The organism is Providencia sp. PROV032 (assembly GCF_028484875.1).
Lineage (GTDB): Bacteria > Pseudomonadota > Gammaproteobacteria > Enterobacterales > Enterobacteriaceae > Providencia > Providencia rettgeri_E.
On the sequence record NZ_JAMPSX010000004.1, the window covers coordinates 144,049 to 161,143 of the forward strand.

A 17,095-nucleotide genomic window follows, 5' to 3' on the forward strand; every position below is an offset into this window, starting at 1 on the left:
AATAATGAGAAAAGAAACAAAAGTTAAATTTAACGGTTACATGACCCGCCTTGGTGAGATTTACGGTGTTCAGCCACACGAATTCACAGATTCAAAAGTGGAAATTGAGCCTTCGGCAGCCCAAAAACTGGAAAGCAAAATTCAGTTAAGCGCCGTCTTTCTGACCAAAATTAATATTGTGCCTGTCAAAGACCAAGTGGGCGAAAAAATCGGTCTCGGCATTGGCTCAACGGTTGCCGGCACGACGGACACCACCAAACAAGACCGCGAACCGACTGACCCAACTCAATTAGCCAAACAAGGTTATCACTGCCGTCAAACAAACTTCGATACCGCTATTCGTTATGAAAAACTGGATATGTGGGCAATGTTTGAAGATTTCCAGCGCCGTATCCGCGATGCCATTATTCAGCGTCAAGCCCTTGACCGTATCATGATTGGCTTTAACGGGACACTTCGTGCTGCAACCTCAAACCGCGAAGTCAATAAACTCCTGCAAGACGTGAATGTCGGTTGGTTACATAAAATTCGCCTTGAAGCCCCTGAACATGTTTTAGGTTCTTCAACGGATAAAGACACCAACAAAATCACCCCTGAGCCAATCAAAGTAGGTAAAGGTGAAGATTATGAAAACCTTGATGCACTGGTTATGCAAGCCGTTGACCACGCGATTTCAGAAGTGTACGCCGACGATACCGATTTAGTCGTTATCTGTGGCCGCTCACTTTTAGCCGATAAATATTTCCCAATCGTCAATCGTGATCAAGCCAATACCGAGGCGTTAGCTGCGGATGTGATTATCAGCCAAAAACGCCTCGGTGGATTGCCGGCGGTACGTGTTCCTTATTTCCCGAAAAATGGAATGCTTATCACACGATTAGATAATTTATCTATCTACTGGCAAATCGAATCACGCCGCCGTCAAGTGGTGGACAATGCCAAACGTGACCGTATCGAAAACTACGAATCAGTGAATGAAGATTACATTGTTGAAGATTACGACTGTGTGGCGTTGATTGAAAACATTGAGCTGACGTCTGGAAAACCGGCGGAGCCTACTGAGCCGGACGAAGTAAAAGACGCGCCAACCGGAGAATAAGCTGTGAATCCGTGGGAACGAAAACGCATGCAGGTTGAAGCCAAGAACGTCAGCGCCTATGGCGTTCTTGCTGACCCCTCGGCAGCAACACAAGTCAAATTGATGTTACGCCAACATATGCGGGATTTAGGTAAAACTCAATCATTTGAACGCAAAGCCGCGTACAAACGTAAAGCCTTACCGCTATACGAAACGTGGATCACGGAAACATTAAAAGGCAATTCAGGCGTTCAAGATGATGTGCTGATGTATCTCATGTTGTGGAGTTTTGACGCGGGTTTGTACGCACAAGGGCTTGATATTGCGGAGTATGCATTAAAACACAAGCTCGCCATGCCGTCAGGCCAATCCCGCACAACCGGTTGTGCTATTGCCGAAGAAATGGGAGATAGAGCCAAAGAAGCCTATACCGCAAAAAATCCCATTCCATTGGATATCTTGCAGCGCACCATGGCATTAATTGAGCATGAAGATATGCCCGATAAAGTCCGCGCCGAGCTACATAAATGGCTCGGTTACAGCTTGCGCGATAATGATTTTCCGCAACCGGCTTTATGTGAATTAATGCGTGCCCTTGAGCTCAATGAGCGCAGTGGAGTTAAGCAGGATATTAAGAATATTGAAAAGTTTTTGTCAGCAAAAAACAGGGCTGATGAATAAAGAACGTGCCAACGCGCAAGGCGGCGCGAGATAAGAAATTTATTTTTCGAACTCTCGCCCACCGCCTACCTATTTTTAAGGTGACCTTATGGATTTTGTTTCACCCGAACCCGCTAACGAAAAAGACGAAACTATCACCAGTGGTGATTTTTGGCCTGCGATTAATACCCATGCATTTCGGGAATCAATGCGAGTTGACGGTACGGTCACCCAAAGTCGATTAATTGAAGCCTTAAAAAACGCCATCATCGAAACCAACCGTGAATTATCCCGCTTTCAACAGCAAGAAATCCACTTGGGCTATACAACGTTAGGCGCAGTTCCGGCCAGCAAAATTACGCATGGGGAGATTGACGTATCGGAATTAGTGATCCTTTATCGCCGTGCCGTATTCAGCGCGGCAAAAGCAAACTTAATCGAACGTTACCGCGATATTGATACAACCCCAAACGGCAGCAAAAAAGCCGATGCCTTAGAGACGAATATTGATGATTTACAGCGTGATGCTATCTGGGCAATTCAGCGCATCAAGGGCACGACACACAATATTGTTGAGTTGATATGAAAACCAGAACGATAAAAGGTGACACCGTAGACGGGATATGTTGGCGATTTTACGGCAGAACGACAGGCATGACCGAAGCTGTTTTGTTAGCGAATCCCAATCTTGCCGAACAAGGCGCGGTGCTACCTGCGGGGCTATTGATTGAGTTACCTGAAATTACCGAAGAGCCGGTACAGCCACTTATACAGCTATGGGATTGATACATGTTTGATAAAGATCCGAACAGTTTCGGTATCGCACAGTGGTTATTAATGCTCTTCATTTCAATGTGGGGAGGTGTTGTGAGATACATCATTGACGTTAAAACGAATAATGCCCCGTGGAGCTGGTTTGCGGCTTTTATGCAAATGGTCGTTTCCGGCTTTGTCGGGTTGTTAGGCGGATTGCTCTGTATTGAGGGCAATCAGAGCATTTATATCACCCTATTCACCACCGGTGTATTTGGTGCGATGGGAAGTATCGGACTTTCCTATTTATGGTCACGCTTTACTGGAGGAAAACATGTCTAACGTACCACGCGGCATACGCAACAATAATCCGGGCAATATTCGCCTTGGCGATAAATGGCAAGGGCTGCATCAAGAGCAAACAGATAAATCATTTTGCCGTTTTATTGCCCCAAAATGGGGATATCGTGCGCTATTCATTATCATGCGTACCTATGAGAAAAAGCACCGCTTATGCTCAGTTAGAGAAATCATCAATCGTTACGCACCGCCAGTGGAAAATAACACTGAGGGATATATTCAACGAGTGGCTAAAGAGTTGAATGTAAGCCCTGATGATTGCGTTTCAGTTATGCAGCCTGATGTTTTATTCTCCTTGGCTGATGCGATTACCCGCGTCGAAAACGCAGGCCAACAGCCTTGGGGCATCAAAGAAATGCAAGAGGCATACTCGTTGATATGAAAAAATGGGTAATCACTTTCGCATTATTCCTTGTCGCCGGTGTCATATTCGCCAGCTGGCAAGGTCTCAAAAAAATAGACCGGCTCAATGAACGAGTCGGCATTCTCACGGCAGAAAACCAACAACTTTCGTTAGACGTTGATAAAAAAACCGCGCTGATTTCTGACCAATCATTAAGTTTTCACCGTGCAAATCAAATCGCGGGTGATGCCTATCGTCGCGGTATTATTCAACGCGCCGCCGCCGAGGAAAGAAAAATTGAATATAAAACCATTCTTAAAAACGAGCCAACGTGTGATTTACCTGTGCCTAAGTATCTTGCTGATCGGGTGCTCGACAACGCCTACCGTATCCGTGCAAACGCAATGCGTTCCCATTCCGAAAACACTCACCCAGCAAGTACCACCGCCTCTACCGGACGGGTTCTAACTTATTGCGATTTGGCTTTGATGGTTGACCCTTTACTTGCAGCCTTAGAAACTGCCAATATTCAACTGAGTGCGATTGAGTTATTTGATGAGGAACGGAACCGTGAAAAAGCTCACTAACTTACGGGAATATTTAGATAGCAAAATTCCATTTCTCAAAGATAACCCCGAAAATTTATACTTGTTTGTTGAAAACGGGCGGATTATTTCCACGTTAGAAGAAACGCCCAGTTTTGAATATGAATACACCGCTAATATTATTATTGAGCGCTATAGTGGTGACCAAAATGTCTTAATTGCAGTAGTCAATGATTGGCTAAGAAAAAATCAATCCGATATTTCAGCGAACCCCGCAAAGCGGCAACAAGATTTTAGATTTGAGGCGGTGATTTTAGATAACAAAACCGCCCACATCAGTATTGATTTAAATCTCACCGAGCGTGTATTAGCGATTGATAACGACGGCAAATATGTGATTGAGGCTACCCCTGAGCCGGCCAACCCGTTTAATGAATGGCCAACGACACGATGAATGATGATACTTTGCGTCAACTTGACAGTGAATTAACGCATTTATTACATCGCATGTCGCAAGGCCAGCGCCGGCAGCTCGCTAAAGAAATCACTCGCGATTTACGCCGTTCTCAAATTAAGCGCATTTCACAACAAAAAAATCCGGATGGCAGCCCATATACCAAACGCAAAGCGAATTTCATCACGGTACAACGTGAAATCCAATTTATGTGGCATGGCCAAAAACGTACCTTACGGAACTGGCGAGGTAATAGCAAAACAATCACTGGCCAAGATGCGAATAAAAAAGCGCAGCGCTCATTTCGTAAGTCAGATATTCAGCGCTATATCAGTATCAAGAAAGATAAAATCAGTACAGAGCGCAAAACCAAGCAAACCCGCATGTTTAAAAAACTGGCCACCGCCCGTTTTTTACGCGCCTATAATAGCGATAAAGAAGCTGTCATTTATTTTTTACCTTCCGCAGCAAATATTGCCGGTGTACACCAGTTTGGTTTAACAGAGCGTATTGGCAATACAAAAATCACCTACCCCTCTCGCCAGTTATTAGGGCTCACACCGCAAGAAATCAGGCATATTGAAAGTCAGATTATTGATTTCCTCTCACGATAATGTGTATCACCGACTGCACAAAAGGCAGTAGCTGCAATCAATACACTATCAATGGCACGCTTAAGAAAATCATTTTTTTGAGGTTGCCATGCGCAAATACATTCCGCTAATTCCTACTCTATTTATCATTATTTACTCACTGGTTATCTTTTTTGATACGGGCGTAGGTAACTATATTTCTGTGGTGATCATCAATACGTACATTTCACTTCACGGCTTTAAATTATTTTTTACTCTCACGCCTTTTTTATCCAATAAAGATTATGAATATACCTTTGAGGGCTTCGAAAAGCTTCTCATACCGCTTGATGAATGGATTTATCGAACGGTGATTTTATTGACAGCGATCGGCGTGATTATCCTATTCATAACAAGTCAGTGGGTTGTCGTGCCACTCTTTGTATTTTGGTGTTTTTGGCAAGGGTTGGCTCGCGGTGTGCTTTTGTCGGCAGTCAAGGCAGCGAGTAAATAAACTATGTCTGCCGAGATTCGTCGCCTAATCAAAAACCTGATCCGCACTGGCACTGTGACTAATGTTGATGCACAAAAAGGGTGTCGTGTTAAAACTGGTGAGCTAGAAACCGACTGGCTAAATTGGATCACCTTACGAGCTGGTAGCACTCGCACGATGAATGCACCTAGCGTGGGTGAGCAAGTTCTTATCCTTGCTTTAGGCGGCGAACTTACCACGGCATTTGTGCTAACCGGTATCTTTTCCAATGAACATGCCGAGCCGACCAGTTCACTCACAGCAGACCACCGAACCTATTCAGACGGGGCAATTATTGAATATGAACCCGCCACTGGTGCATTAATCGCAACAGGGATTAAAACGGCCACAATTGACGCCAGCGAACAAATTAATGCCACAACAAATGTGGTTATCGTCAATGCAAGTAAACAAATTAATCTCACCACACCAACGGTAGTTTGTTCGGAAAATCTGACTTGCGCCACGCTCAATGTGACTGAGGGCGGTGAAATGACGGGTAATTTTACACACACCGGCGGCGCGATTAAATCCAATGGTATTACGTTGCATGATCATACTCATGGCGGTGTACGTAGCGGCGGAGAATCCACAGGAAAACCCCAATGAGATATTGCGGTATGAGTCGAGAAAATGGAAAGTGCCTTTCCGATATTGAGCATATACGCCAATCCGTGCGCGATATCTTGATCACGCCTATTGGCTCACGCATCGCACGGCGAAATTATGGTTCGCTATTATCAGAACTTATCGACCAGCCACAAAATCCCGCGCTGAAATTGCAGTTAATGTCAGCGTGCTACACCGCATTGTTGAAATGGGAGCCCCGCATTTTATTAACTCGCATTAGCCTAAATAGCACCGAGGCTGCGCAGATGATTGTGGATATTGAAGCCACAAACCAAGACACCAATCAGTCACTTAATTTTTCGGTCAATGTGAGGTAACGATGGCAGCCAGTATTGATTTAAGTTTATTACCCGCACCGGATGTGGTTGAAACGTTAGATTATGAGGTGCTCTTTGCCGAGCGTAAAGCCGCACTAATTGGTGCGATGCCAGCAGAACAACGGGAAGCCATCGCCCGTACATTGGAATTAGAATCTGAGCCGCTCACTAAATTATTACAAGAAAATTGCTACCGTGAATTAATTTTACGTCAGCGCGTCAATGAAGCGGCTCGCGCAAGCATGGTGGCCTTTGCCACTGGTGCCGACCTTGACCAACTCGCGGCCAACAACAACGTGAAACGCTTGATACTTTCGGAGGGTGATGAAAGCGCCATCCCACCGATTGCACCGGTGTATGAGTCAGATTCCAATTTACGCATGCGTATACCGGCCGCTTTCGAAGCGTTAAGCGTAGCTGGCCCGATTGGCAGTTATGAATATCATGCTCGTAGCGCTGATGGTCGGGTTTCTGACGCTTCTGTGATTAGCCCATTACCAGCTCACGTCACGGTTACGGTTTTATCCCGCGAGGGGAACGGCAGCGCACCGGCTGATTTAATTGAGAAAGTCGATATTGCGTTAAACGATGAGGATGTTAGGCCGGTTGCAGATCGCGTGACCGTGCAATCAGCAACTATCGTTAACTATGAAATCAACGCGGTGATTTACTGTTATCCCTCACCTGAATACGAACCGATTATGGCGGCGGCAGAAGAACAAGTGAAACGCTATGCGACACAACAGCACCGGCTAGGCCGTGACATTGTCCTTAGTGCCATTTATGCCGCTTTGCATGTTCAAGGCGTACAACGCGTGGAACTGAAAAAGCCGGTTGCAGATATCAAATTGGATAAAACACAGGCTAGCTTCTGCACACAAATTAATGTGGCATTAGGGGGCTCAGATGAATAATCGTTTATTACCTGTCGGCTCATCACCGTTAGAGCTTGCGGCGGCTGAATCGCTGGCACAGATTGAGCGCGTGCCTATTCCGATTCGCATTCTATGGAACCCTGATAAATGCCCCGTGCATTTACTGCCGTATCTGGCGTGGGCGTTCAGCGTTGACCGGTGGGATAAAAACTGGACAGAAAAAGCCAAGCGTGATGCGGTTAAGGCTGCGATGTTTATTCATAAACACAAGGGCACCATTGGTGCATTGCGCCGTGTGGTTGAGCCGTTGGGTTATTTAATCCGTGTGATTGAGTGGTGGAAAACCAACGAAACCGCCGGTACGTTTCGCCTTGATATTGGGGTACTGGAAACCGGTATTACTGAGGAAATGTATCAAGAGTTAGAAGCCTTGATTTTTGATGCCAAGCCGGCGAGCCGTCATTTAGTCGGGCTCACTATTCAGCTAGAAACCCGCGGTGAATTTTATTGCGCGGCATCCAGTTACACCGGTGACTCGTTGACTGTTTATGCGTATACACCGCCTTTAATTTCTGTTTCTGGCCTTGATGTTCAAGGTGCGGCTATTCACTTAATTGATGAAATGAGGATTAATCCACAATGAAATACTTTGCCTTACTCACAAAATTAGGTGAGAACTTATTAGCCCAAGCGACAGCGCTAGGCACAAAACTTGAATTAACACACATGGCGGTGGGCGATGGTGGCGGGAGTTTGCCAACGCCAGATACCAATCAAACTAAGCTGATCAAAGAACAGCGCCGAGCCGCCATTAATACGCTGTTTATTGATGAACAAAATAAAAATCAAATCATTGCAGAGCAAATTATCCCTGAAAAAGACGGCGGTTGGTGGATACGCGAGATTGGATTATTTGATAAAGCCGGTAATTTAATTGCGGTAGCAAACTGCCCCGAGACGTATAAACCTCAATTAGAGGAAGGTTCAGGTCGTACGCAATCTATCCGAATGGTATTAATTGTCAGTCACACTGAATCGGTCACATTAAAAATTGACCCGTCAGTTGTACTGGCAACTCGCGAGTATGTGAATACTGAAATCACAGTGCTGGACAAAAAAATTGATGCACTATCAGCGCAAACCAAACTGGATTTAAATAAAAAATTCGATAAAGCGAATATTTCAGGCCAGAAAGGCAACGATAACGATAAAGTGCCTAGTCTGCATTTGTTCACTACTGAAATTGGTAAACTTGCCGTAATTGGGTACAGCTATTCAAAAATTGAATCAGACGGCAGATATCAACCTAAAGGAAATTATGCCCCTGCGGGCGACTATGCAACCAACGCAGCGCTTAAAGAGGGTTTAGATGGGAAATTTGATAAAATTGGTGGGGAGATAGAAGGCCCACTTAAAATTAAAAACGCGAGGGTCACCGTTGGTGGAGTTAATGATTTCGCAGGAATCGCGTTAACTAGATCTGACGAAAGTTATCTTCTGTTGGAGTCAAGGCCCTCTGGGAACAATGCACTTCTTGGTATTATTGACAGATCTGCGTCAGGTAGTAATAAAGCTGTAGTCAATATTCCAAACAGATCTGGAACTGTAGTATTAGAGGGGGATTTTGGCTTAGGGGCAGCGAATGACCAACGTCATGGGGCAAGCGGAGAAAGTAGGTTTATTGCTTACTCAGATGATGTTGCTGCAAGGGCAGATGGCTACCCTCGATTAGGTACAGGAGTGCAAATTGCGTACCGAAAAGATCGTCGCGGTGTGATCTACATAGATACATCAGGAAATGTCACTAGTCGCTTTAGTTTGTTGGCGGGCGCTGATAACACAACACCATTTAATACACACTACACAACAAAAAACACCAAAAAAGATAGAAACGGTAATTTAAGAGATATCAGTTCTTCTGACATGTTAAGTGATTACCCTGTGGGTTCACCAATACCTTGGCCACTACCTGCTGCGCCAACTGGCTTTTTAGTTTGTAATGGGCAAGCGTTCAATAAAACAACCTACCCATTGTTAGCCTCGGCATATCCCTCTGGTTCATTGCCAGACTTGCGCGCTGAATTTATTCGCGGACTCGATTACGGCCGTGGTGTTGATGCAAATCGTACAGTTCTATCAACTCAAGGTGATGCGATTAGAAATATTACAGGTGAAGCTGGTCACTCATCAAACCAAGGTTTCTTAACTAATGATGCGAGCATTAACGGGGTATTTACAAAGGGAGCAGGTGGAAAAGGTGGCTTACGAGGGGATGGAGGAGGATATTATAATCTCAAATTTGATGCATCTCTTGAAGTACCAACGGCAAATGAAAACCGTCCCCGCAACATCGCATTTTTATATATCGTGAGAGCAGCATAATGAAAAATTATAATTTAGATATTGAACAAGCCGAAATTGGCGAAAATGGCTTAGCAACAAAAGCGGGTTGGATTAAAGTCTATATTGCAGACCCACAAACGCGCGAATATTTAAACGCAAGCATGGAGAATATTTATTTTGATGTGAGTGTATCCGCTGGTGCTTATATTGATGCACCAGAATTACCCACAAAAGCAGGTCTCGCGGTGGTGCGTAGTAAAGATGGCTCCAAATGGGAAATTGTCACCGATAACAGAGGGAAAACGGCTTACAGCACAGAAACCCGCCAACCGATTGAAATTGATTTTATTGGCGATTTGCCCGATACGCTAACTCTCTTAGAGCCGAAAACAGAATTTGATAAGTGGAACGGCAAAAAATGGGTAACAGATACCGAGGCACAAAAAGCGTCATTAGTTGCACAAGCCGAGCAGGAAAAGGCGCAGCGATTAGAGGAAGCGAATACCACTATCACATATTTACAAGATGCCATTGAAGTCGGTCTTGATGATGACGATTACCAAGCAAAATTAACAGCGTGGAAAACATACCGTGTCTTGTTAAACCGTGTTGATACTTCACTCGCACCAAATATTGATTGGCCTGAGAAACCTGAATAACATTAATCTATTCTGAGCCCCAGCCAATGGGGCTTTGTTTCATCCCTCACACAATCCCCATTTCGTGCATTTGCGTTAACCCGAACCCAAAATTGAGCTATTGCAAAATAGAGGACGCTAGTAATGGCTCAAGATTATCACCACGGCGTGCGAGTGATTGAACTCAACGAAGGCACGCGACCTATTCGCACCATCAACACCGCCATTGTCGGAATGGTGTGTACTGCCGATGATGCAGACGCAAAAGCCTTTCCACTCAATACCCCCGTTTTAATCACTGACGTTAAAAATGCAGCTGGTAAAGCCGGTGAGACTGGTACGCTTGCACGCTCACTGGATGCTATCGGTAACCAATCAAAACCGGTTACCGTGGTTGTACGTGTTGAACAAGGCGAAAGCGAAGCAGAAACCACATCCAATATTATTGGTGGCACCACGCCCGATGGCCGCAAAACTGGCTTACAAGCATTAACCGTGGCGCAAGGCCGTTTAGGCGTTAAGCCTCGCATTCTAGCCGTACCGGCTCATGATACACAGGCGGTTTCATCAACGCTCGCCGGTATCGCGCAAAAAATGCGAGCCATGGCTTATATTAGCGCCTATGGCAGTAAAACTATTTCAGATGCCATTGATTACCGTAAAAACTTTAATCAACGTGAATTAATGTTGATTTGGCCTGAATTCCAAAGTTGGGATACCGTCGCGAATGCAGAGAGTAATATCTACGCCACCGCGTGTGCCTTGGGCTTACGTGCCAAAATTGATAATGAAATTGGCTGGCATAAAACCTTGTCTAACGTTGGCGTTAATGGTGTAACGGGCATTTCTGCCGATGTGTCATGGGATTTACAAGACCCTGCCACCGATGCCGGCTTACTTAACGAAAACGATATCACCACGCTAATTCGCAATAACGGCTTCAAGTTTTGGGGCTCCCGTACTTGCTCTGATGATCCGTTGTTTGCCTTTGAGTCCTACACCCGCACCGCGCAGGTGTTATCCGACACCATCGCTGAGGGGTTGGACTGGTCAATTGACGGTACGCTTAACCCTTCACTGGCTCGTGACATTATCGAAAGTATCAATGCAAAACTGCGCAGCATGACAACGCAAGGCTATTTGTTAGGCGGTGAATGTTGGTTCGATCCAGACGTTAACACCAAAGAAGAGCTGAAAAGCGGCAAGTTATACATTGATTATGACTATACAGCCGTACCCCCACTGGAAAACTTACTGTTACGTCAGCGTATTACCGACCGCTATTTATTGGATTTTGGCTCAAAAATTAAGGGGTAATCATGGCCTTACCACGCAAACTTAAAGATTTAAATTTATTCAATGAGGGTGAAAGCTATATGGGGCGTATTGAAGAAATCACGCTACCGAAAATCACCCGTAAATTTGAAACCTATCGCGGCGGCGGCATGAATGGCGGCGTCAAAATTGATATGGGCTTAGAAGATGATGCTCTCTCAGCCGAATTAACCTTCGGGGGCTTAGAAGCCCAGCTTTATAAGCAATGGGGTATCACTCAAATTGATGGTGTGATGTTGCGCCTCAATTGCGCTTATCAACGCCAAGATACCAAAGAATACACCGCCGTTGAGGTCGTGTTACGTGGTCGATTCAGTGAAATTGACTCTGGTAATGGCAAGGCCGGTGAAAACACCCAAGTCAAAGCGCCTTTTAATGCCACGTATTACAAACTGATTTGGGATGGTGAAACGCTCATTGAGATTGATTTACTTAATATGATTGAAAAAGTTGATGGTGTTGATCGTTTAGAAGAACAACGCGCCGCATTAGGTTTATAGGAAAAGTAAATGACTGAACCAGTAGAAAAAAATCAAATCACCGTCACGCTAGATGAATCCATCACGCGTGGAACAACCACAGTGACAGAGATTGTGGTACGTAAACCCAATTCTGGCGCATTGCGTGGTGTTCGCTTAGCGGCGCTGATGGAAATGGATGTAGATTCCGCCATGTTGGTATTACCCCGCGTCACCGCACCAGCATTGACGAAACCTGAATTAATCATGATGAACCCAGCGGATATGCTGAATTTAACCAAAGAGCTTGTGCTTTTTTTGTTACCGAAGTCGGTGACTATGGATTTCCAGAACGATTAACCGTGAATGATTTAGTGGCAGATATTGCCACTATTTTTCACTGGTCACCGGCTGTCACCGATGAATTTTCCCTAACCGAATTATTAGAATGGCGTTATCACGCCCTTAAACGTAGCGGTGTAGAAGATGAGTAAAGATTTACGTTTACAGGTGATTTTAAGCGCCGTCGATAAATTTACGAAACCGTTTAAGAGCGCCCAAGCGTCAAATAAAAAATTGGCGGAAACCCTCCGCCAATCTAAACAACAACTCAAAGAGCTCAACAACCAAGCCAAGCAAATTGACGGGTTTAAGAAAACCAAGCAATCCCTTGATAGTGCCAGTCAAGCGTATCAACAGGCTACCGCCAAAGTTAGCCGGCTCGCACGTGAATTATCCACCGTTCAAAATCCCACGAGGGCCCAATCACGGGAGCTTGACCGCGCAAAAGCGGCGGCCGCAAAACTCAAAGCTGAAACCGGTACACTGAGTGCCTCACTGCAGCGCCAACGGGAAGCGTTAAAAAGTAGTGGGATTTCAACGCGCCAATTGAGCCAAGCGCAAGTCAGATTAAATAGCGATATTGCCAGCACAAGCCGGCGATTACAGCAACAAGAGCAGCAACTAAAGCGGGTAGCCAACCAAGAAAAGCGAATGTCTGCGGCAAAAAATAGCTATCAAAATGCCATGGGCGTGCGTAATAAAATGGCCGGTAGCGGCGCGGGTATGGCTATGTCTGGAGTTGGTGTTCTATATGGCGCCAAGCGAACCCTTTCGGCTGGTTTTGACTTTGAAAAAGGGATGTCCGGTGTACAAGCGTTGACCAGGCTTGATGATAAATCACCAGAACTAAAAGCGTTAAAGGAACAGGCAAGGAAGCTAGGGGCAACTACCAGTTTCACAGCAAATGATGTTGCCGGTGGTATGGGGTTCCTTGCAATGGCTGGGTATGACCCTGACAAAATTCAAAAAGCGATCCCATCAATGCTAGATTTAGCAAAGGCAGCAGGCATGGATGATTCGCTAGCAGAAGTTGCCGATATCGCATCGAATATTCAAAGTGCTTATAAAATCCCTGCTGATGAAATGAAACGAGTCGCTGATGTCCTTACCTTTGGTTTCACAACATCAAATACGGATTTACGCATGCTAGGGGAGACCATGAAGTATCTTGGTCCCAACGCGCAAGCGGCAGGGCAAGATTTTGAATCCATGGTCGCGACCGTAGGCTTATTAGGCAACGTGGGCATACAAGCGTCAACAGCTGGAACGGCGCTACGAATGTCATTAATGAGATTAGCAAGGCAGCCGAAAGCAGCCAGAGAGGCATTGGAGGAACTTGGTGTATCAATCTCTGATAGCTCGGGCAGAATGAAGGCTATGCCTATCATGCTCTCAGAATTACAAGCCGCATTTAAGAAAAAAGGCATCAGCGGTATTGGTAACGTAAAAAAAATGGCTTATGTAGGAGATATTTTTGGTTTAGAAGCTTCGGCAGCTATGCTTGAGTTGCTGGATAAACAAAGTGAAATAGACCCTGAAAAGCGGATTGACGCTTACATTTCCCAATTAAAAAACCAAAAAGATACCGCAAGCCAAGTTGCCAACACAAAAGCTAATAATTTAGATGGCGATCTTAAAAATATGATTTCAGCATTTGAAGATGTTGCAATCACAATCTATGACGATATTAGGCAGCCACTAAGAGATATTACCAATGAAATTACCACAATCATCAGGAAGGTGGGTGATTGGGCTAAAAAAAATCCTGAGATAATCAAATGGACGTCTGCAGTTGTACTCGGGTTCGGCGCTGTGATGTCAGTTCTCGGAGGGATCTCATTAGCAATTGCAGCTATGATAGGACCACTCGCCATGGCGAAATTAAGTCTGTCCGTATTAGGCATCAAAGGCAGTGGTTTTCTATCATTACTGATTAAGCCTATTAAGTTAATTGGAACGGCATTTATGATGCTAGGCCGTGCGCTATTAGCTAACCCGATTATCTTATTTATCGCAGGGATCGCTGGCGCGGCTTACCTGATTTATAAATATTGGGATAAAATCGTACCTTTCGTGAAAAATTTATGGGAGGGAGTTAAGAATATATTTTCCGCTACATGGGTATGGATCAAATCTTTTCTTATGAAGTGGACAATTGTCGGCATCATTGCACCTCATTGGGATAAAATCACCAACTATGCCAATGTCGTTTGGGATGCAGTCAAACAAACGTTTTCTCAATTTTGGGAATGGGCCAAATATTTTATTTTGAATTGGACAACACCAGGGCTGATATACCAACATTGGGATAGTATTGTTGCTATTACGTTAAGCATGTGGACTACTATCAAGAAAACCATTTCTGATAAGTGGGAGCAGATTGTCGCGGATGTTAAAGGTTTACCGGAACGCTTTAAACAAATTGGCGGTGAGATCATTGATAGCCTGAAAAATGGCATTCTGGAAAAGTGGGAATCACTGAAAGCCCAATTTGCCGAACTCAAGCAAATGGCCACAAACATATTACCCGATTGGATGCTTTCAGATGAAACCAAAACTGTCCGCGCCATGTCACAAGTGACCGTTATTCAAGCCGGTATGAAAAGTGCGGGCATGTTCGACAATGGCGGATTTATCCCTCGTGGACAATTTGGCATTGTCGGCGAAAAAGCCCCTGAAATAGTAACTGGCCCTGCTCATATAACCAGCCGGAGAAAAACCGCTGCGCTGGCTGCGGCGGCATTAACCATGGGCTCTATGACCGCGACAGCAAAACCCATCCATCCTTATGCTTTACCCGCAAATAGCTATCAATCCGCACCAACAAACATAAACCAAAGCAATCATGCGGCAAATACTGCACCGGTCACTATCAATGTTTACCCATTACCGAATCAGTCAGCAAGCGATATTGCAAGAGAAGTTGCTAGACAATTAGAGCAAAACCAACGGCGTGAACAGGCAAGACGACTGAGTCGGTATCAAGACAGCGAGGACGATTAATTATGGCAATGGCAGCACTGGGCTTGTTTGTCTTTCAATTAAATACAACGCCTTACCAGATGATGCAAATTAACCAAAAATACCGTTATGGGGTGAATAATCGTGTCGGCAAGCGCCCCTCAGTTCAATTTATCGGCCTTGATAATGACGATATCACATTAAGTGGCTCATTATTCCCGTCACTGACTGGCGGCAGACTGTCATTGCTGGTATTGGAGCAAATGGCAGAAACGGGAAAAGCATGGTCGTTGATTGATGGCTCAGGCACCATTTACGGTATGTTTGTGATTGAAGAAATCACCCAATCGAAAAGTATTTTTTTTGATGATGGCTCAGCCAGAAAAATTGATTTTACGCTGAAATTAAAACGCACGGATGAATCGCTGTCTCAAATGTTTGGCGATCTAGGTCAGCAGCTCAATGATATTCGCGGAGCCTTACCGCTATGAGTTTTTTAACCAAAGATGAACTAACCCCTGCATTTGCGCTTGCAGCCGGTGGTGAAAATATTAATAGTCTAATTCAGGGGCGTTTAATGTCATTAACCATGACGGACAATCGCGGCTTTGAAGCTGACCAATTAGATATTGAGCTAGATGATAGCGACGGACAACTCGCCTTACCAAAGCGAGGTGAAACCCTGTCATTGCATCTTGGTTGGAAAAACGAACCGCTGATCTACAAGGGGACGTTTACGGTTGATGAGGTTGAACATAGCGGCGTGCCAGATAAGCTCACGATCCGCGGGCGTAGTGCGGACTTTCGCGATACCTTAAACGTCAAGCGCGAACAGTCCTACCACCAAAAAACACTTGGCGATATCGTGCGAACTTTGGCCGAGCGAAACAAGCTGAAGCCTGTCATTGATGAAAAATTAGATAAAATTAAACTCGCTCATATCGACCAAACCAACGAATCGGACGGCTCATTTCTCACACGAGTGGCGAAATCCGAGGGGGCAATCGTCGCGGTTAAAAACGGGAATTTACTGTTTATGAAACAAGGCCAAGGGCTCACCGCTACTGGACAATCGATTCAAACGATGCATATCACCCGCTCAGTGGGTGACGGACACCATTTTTCACTGGCCGATCGTGGTGCATACACCGGTGTTATTGCTAACTGGCTTGACACACGTGAGCCGAAAAAGAAAAAAACAGTGACGGTAAAACGTAAGCGAAAAAGCAAACAACCTGCAAAACCCGCCAAACCGAAAGAAAAACAAGGGGAATATTTAGCCGGCGAACAAGGGAACGTCCTGACGCTTTCTCATACTTACGCGACTAAAGAAAACGCCGCTCGAGCCGCAAAAGCCAACTGGGAAAAAATCCAACGTGGTGTAGCGTCATTTTCGATTCAATTGGCAGTAGGCCGCGCAGATCTCTACCCTGAAATGCCTGTCACCGTCAGCGGATTTAAACCCGAAATTGATAACGCGGACTGGACATTAACGCGAGTCGTTCATTCACTGAATGACAGCGGTTTTACAACCGCATTAGAGTTAGAGGTGAAAATCTCGGATTTAGATATAGCTGACGAATAATTTTTTAGACTGTATAAAAACACATGATATAATTCACATAACATCAACATCATGACAAAAGGTAATCTATCATGATGAATTGTCCCGAATGCGGCCATGCTGCACATACACGTAGTTCTTATCAAGTCTCATCCGAAACCAAAGAACGCTATAACCAGTGCCAAAATATTAATTGTGGTTGCACATTTGTCAGTCACGAATCAGTGACCAAAATTGTTGTTAAACCCGCACATATTAATGTTGTTGAGCCGCATCCCAACAAATACCAACAACCGTCTTTAGCATTATAAAAAAAGCCCTCAATATGAGGGCAA

The 17,095-nt window shown here is 44.9% G+C and carries 24 protein-coding genes; all 24 read left to right on the top strand.

Annotated elements, in window-relative coordinates:
• Nucleotides 1-4 precede the first annotated feature (4 nt).
• A complete protein-coding gene (locus PSF42_RS03695) occupies nucleotides 5-1,099 on the top strand; it encodes a phage major capsid protein, P2 family (RefSeq protein WP_272679475.1) in 1,095 nt (364 codons plus the stop codon).
• 3 nt (nucleotides 1,100-1,102) lie between these two features.
• Nucleotides 1,103-1,759, top strand: coding sequence for a phage terminase small subunit (gene gpM / locus PSF42_RS03700; protein WP_244061646.1), 657 nt, complete (start codon nucleotides 1,103-1,105; stop codon nucleotides 1,757-1,759).
• A gap of 88 nt (nucleotides 1,760-1,847) precedes the next feature.
• Nucleotides 1,848-2,324 carry a head completion/stabilization protein gene (locus PSF42_RS03705; protein WP_166685278.1) on the top strand — a complete coding sequence of 159 codons (477 nt, stop codon included), beginning with the start codon at nucleotides 1,848-1,850 and terminating at the stop codon, nucleotides 2,322-2,324.
• Nucleotides 2,321-2,524 carry a tail protein X gene (locus PSF42_RS03710; protein WP_036962069.1) on the top strand — a complete coding sequence of 68 codons (204 nt, stop codon included), beginning with the start codon at nucleotides 2,321-2,323 and terminating at the stop codon, nucleotides 2,522-2,524. Before PSF42_RS03705 ends, PSF42_RS03710 begins: the two co-directional genes overlap by 4 nt.
• 3 nt (nucleotides 2,525-2,527) lie before the next feature.
• Nucleotides 2,528-2,833, top strand: a complete 306-nt coding sequence (locus PSF42_RS03715) for a phage holin family protein (protein ID WP_036962068.1) — start codon at nucleotides 2,528-2,530, stop codon at nucleotides 2,831-2,833.
• Nucleotides 2,826-3,233, top strand: coding sequence for a structural protein (locus PSF42_RS03720; RefSeq protein ID WP_272679476.1), 408 nt, complete (start codon nucleotides 2,826-2,828; stop codon nucleotides 3,231-3,233). Before PSF42_RS03715 ends, PSF42_RS03720 begins: the two co-directional genes overlap by 8 nt.
• On the top strand, nucleotides 3,230-3,781 hold the full coding sequence (locus PSF42_RS03725; RefSeq protein WP_272679477.1) for a DUF2570 domain-containing protein: 552 nt from the start codon (nucleotides 3,230-3,232) through the stop codon (nucleotides 3,779-3,781). The genes PSF42_RS03720 and PSF42_RS03725 overlap by 4 nt, the downstream gene beginning before the upstream one ends.
• Nucleotides 3,765-4,193 carry a phage tail protein gene (locus PSF42_RS03730; protein ID WP_117161999.1) on the top strand — a complete coding sequence of 143 codons (429 nt, stop codon included), beginning with the start codon at nucleotides 3,765-3,767 and terminating at the stop codon, nucleotides 4,191-4,193. Before PSF42_RS03725 ends, PSF42_RS03730 begins: the two co-directional genes overlap by 17 nt.
• Nucleotides 4,190-4,807 (top strand): phage virion morphogenesis protein, encoded by a 618-nt coding sequence (locus PSF42_RS03735; RefSeq protein ID WP_272679478.1) that lies wholly within the window; start codon nucleotides 4,190-4,192, stop codon nucleotides 4,805-4,807. Before PSF42_RS03730 ends, PSF42_RS03735 begins: the two co-directional genes overlap by 4 nt.
• 88 nt (nucleotides 4,808-4,895) lie before the next feature.
• Complete coding sequence (locus tag PSF42_RS03740; protein ID WP_272679479.1) at nucleotides 4,896-5,279, top strand: hypothetical protein; 384 nt, start codon at nucleotides 4,896-4,898, stop codon at nucleotides 5,277-5,279.
• A gap of 3 nt (nucleotides 5,280-5,282) precedes the next feature.
• Nucleotides 5,283-5,906 (top strand): phage baseplate assembly protein V, encoded by a 624-nt coding sequence (locus PSF42_RS03745; RefSeq protein ID WP_272679480.1) that lies wholly within the window; start codon nucleotides 5,283-5,285, stop codon nucleotides 5,904-5,906.
• Entirely contained in the window at nucleotides 5,903-6,244 is a 342-nt protein-coding gene (locus PSF42_RS03750) for a GPW/gp25 family protein (protein WP_036962053.1), read from the top strand. The genes PSF42_RS03745 and PSF42_RS03750 overlap by 4 nt, the downstream gene beginning before the upstream one ends.
• A 2-nt stretch (nucleotides 6,245-6,246) precedes the next feature.
• Entirely contained in the window at nucleotides 6,247-7,158 is a 912-nt protein-coding gene (locus PSF42_RS03755; protein ID WP_272679481.1) for a baseplate assembly protein, read from the top strand.
• Nucleotides 7,151-7,762, top strand: coding sequence for a phage tail protein I (locus PSF42_RS03760; protein WP_198634951.1), 612 nt, complete (start codon nucleotides 7,151-7,153; stop codon nucleotides 7,760-7,762). Before PSF42_RS03755 ends, PSF42_RS03760 begins: the two co-directional genes overlap by 8 nt.
• On the top strand, nucleotides 7,759-9,501 hold the full coding sequence (locus PSF42_RS03765) for a phage tail-collar fiber domain-containing protein (RefSeq protein ID WP_272679482.1): 1,743 nt from the start codon (nucleotides 7,759-7,761) through the stop codon (nucleotides 9,499-9,501). The genes PSF42_RS03760 and PSF42_RS03765 overlap by 4 nt, the downstream gene beginning before the upstream one ends.
• Nucleotides 9,501-10,121 carry a tail fiber assembly protein gene (locus PSF42_RS03770; protein WP_272679483.1) on the top strand — a complete coding sequence of 207 codons (621 nt, stop codon included), beginning with the start codon at nucleotides 9,501-9,503 and terminating at the stop codon, nucleotides 10,119-10,121. Before PSF42_RS03765 ends, PSF42_RS03770 begins: the two co-directional genes overlap by 1 nt.
• Nucleotides 10,122-10,244: 123 nt before the next feature.
• The gene (locus PSF42_RS03775; RefSeq protein ID WP_166687183.1) at nucleotides 10,245-11,417 is read left to right on the top strand and encodes a phage tail sheath protein; all 1,173 of its coding nucleotides are present in this window, start codon (nucleotides 10,245-10,247) and stop codon (nucleotides 11,415-11,417) included.
• A 2-nt stretch (nucleotides 11,418-11,419) separates the two neighbouring features.
• Entirely contained in the window at nucleotides 11,420-11,935 is a 516-nt protein-coding gene (locus PSF42_RS03780; RefSeq protein WP_036962042.1) for a phage major tail tube protein, read from the top strand.
• A gap of 9 nt (nucleotides 11,936-11,944) precedes the next feature.
• The gene (locus tag PSF42_RS03785) at nucleotides 11,945-12,253 is read left to right on the top strand and encodes a phage tail assembly protein (protein WP_272679484.1); all 309 of its coding nucleotides are present in this window, start codon (nucleotides 11,945-11,947) and stop codon (nucleotides 12,251-12,253) included.
• Between the two features lie 14 nt (nucleotides 12,254-12,267).
• A complete protein-coding gene (locus tag PSF42_RS03790) occupies nucleotides 12,268-12,387 on the top strand; it encodes a GpE family phage tail protein (RefSeq protein WP_036962273.1) in 120 nt (39 codons plus the stop codon).
• Entirely contained in the window at nucleotides 12,380-15,238 is a 2,859-nt protein-coding gene (locus tag PSF42_RS03795; RefSeq protein ID WP_272679485.1) for a phage tail tape measure protein, read from the top strand. The genes PSF42_RS03790 and PSF42_RS03795 overlap by 8 nt, the downstream gene beginning before the upstream one ends.
• Nucleotides 15,239-15,240: 2 nt before the next feature.
• Nucleotides 15,241-15,687, top strand: coding sequence for a phage tail protein (locus tag PSF42_RS03800; RefSeq protein ID WP_048606826.1), 447 nt, complete (start codon nucleotides 15,241-15,243; stop codon nucleotides 15,685-15,687).
• Nucleotides 15,684-16,781, top strand: a complete 1,098-nt coding sequence (locus tag PSF42_RS03805) for a phage late control D family protein (RefSeq protein WP_272679486.1) — start codon at nucleotides 15,684-15,686, stop codon at nucleotides 16,779-16,781. Before PSF42_RS03800 ends, PSF42_RS03805 begins: the two co-directional genes overlap by 4 nt.
• A 71-nt stretch (nucleotides 16,782-16,852) precedes the next feature.
• Nucleotides 16,853-17,071, top strand: a complete 219-nt coding sequence (locus tag PSF42_RS03810) for an ogr/Delta-like zinc finger family protein (RefSeq protein ID WP_102140616.1) — start codon at nucleotides 16,853-16,855, stop codon at nucleotides 17,069-17,071.
• Nucleotides 17,072-17,095 lie beyond the last annotated feature (24 nt).

What these genes read in the sequence shown, in the direction of transcription:
- PSF42_RS03800 (WP_048606826.1), top strand. Translation starts at nt 15,241, where the DNA reads ATGGCAATGGCAGCACTGGGCTTGTTTGTCTTTCAATTAAATACAACG.
- PSF42_RS03755 (WP_272679481.1), top strand. Translation starts at nt 6,247, where the DNA reads ATGGCAGCCAGTATTGATTTAAGTTTATTACCCGCACCGGATGTGGTT.
- PSF42_RS03715 (WP_036962068.1), top strand. Translation starts at nt 2,528, where the DNA reads ATGTTTGATAAAGATCCGAACAGTTTCGGTATCGCACAGTGGTTATTA.
- PSF42_RS03750 (WP_036962053.1), top strand. Translation starts at nt 5,903, where the DNA reads ATGAGATATTGCGGTATGAGTCGAGAAAATGGAAAGTGCCTTTCCGAT.
- PSF42_RS03780 (WP_036962042.1), top strand. Translation starts at nt 11,420, where the DNA reads ATGGCCTTACCACGCAAACTTAAAGATTTAAATTTATTCAATGAGGGT.
- PSF42_RS03725 (WP_272679477.1), top strand. Translation starts at nt 3,230, where the DNA reads ATGAAAAAATGGGTAATCACTTTCGCATTATTCCTTGTCGCCGGTGTC.
- PSF42_RS03695 (WP_272679475.1), top strand. Translation starts at nt 5, where the DNA reads ATGAGAAAAGAAACAAAAGTTAAATTTAACGGTTACATGACCCGCCTT.
- PSF42_RS03775 (WP_166687183.1), top strand. Translation starts at nt 10,245, where the DNA reads ATGGCTCAAGATTATCACCACGGCGTGCGAGTGATTGAACTCAACGAA.
- PSF42_RS03720 (WP_272679476.1), top strand. Translation starts at nt 2,826, where the DNA reads ATGTCTAACGTACCACGCGGCATACGCAACAATAATCCGGGCAATATT.
- PSF42_RS03805 (WP_272679486.1), top strand. Translation starts at nt 15,684, where the DNA reads ATGAGTTTTTTAACCAAAGATGAACTAACCCCTGCATTTGCGCTTGCA.
- PSF42_RS03785 (WP_272679484.1), top strand. Translation starts at nt 11,945, where the DNA reads ATGACTGAACCAGTAGAAAAAAATCAAATCACCGTCACGCTAGATGAA.
- PSF42_RS03710 (WP_036962069.1), top strand. Translation starts at nt 2,321, where the DNA reads ATGAAAACCAGAACGATAAAAGGTGACACCGTAGACGGGATATGTTGG.
- PSF42_RS03740 (WP_272679479.1), top strand. Translation starts at nt 4,896, where the DNA reads ATGCGCAAATACATTCCGCTAATTCCTACTCTATTTATCATTATTTAC.
- PSF42_RS03810 (WP_102140616.1), top strand. Translation starts at nt 16,853, where the DNA reads ATGATGAATTGTCCCGAATGCGGCCATGCTGCACATACACGTAGTTCT.
- PSF42_RS03735 (WP_272679478.1), top strand. Translation starts at nt 4,190, where the DNA reads ATGAATGATGATACTTTGCGTCAACTTGACAGTGAATTAACGCATTTA.
- PSF42_RS03760 (WP_198634951.1), top strand. Translation starts at nt 7,151, where the DNA reads ATGAATAATCGTTTATTACCTGTCGGCTCATCACCGTTAGAGCTTGCG.
- PSF42_RS03745 (WP_272679480.1), top strand. Translation starts at nt 5,283, where the DNA reads ATGTCTGCCGAGATTCGTCGCCTAATCAAAAACCTGATCCGCACTGGC.
- PSF42_RS03795 (WP_272679485.1), top strand. Translation starts at nt 12,380, where the DNA reads ATGAGTAAAGATTTACGTTTACAGGTGATTTTAAGCGCCGTCGATAAA.
- PSF42_RS03770 (WP_272679483.1), top strand. Translation starts at nt 9,501, where the DNA reads ATGAAAAATTATAATTTAGATATTGAACAAGCCGAAATTGGCGAAAAT.
- PSF42_RS03765 (WP_272679482.1), top strand. Translation starts at nt 7,759, where the DNA reads ATGAAATACTTTGCCTTACTCACAAAATTAGGTGAGAACTTATTAGCC.
- PSF42_RS03705 (WP_166685278.1), top strand. Translation starts at nt 1,848, where the DNA reads ATGGATTTTGTTTCACCCGAACCCGCTAACGAAAAAGACGAAACTATC.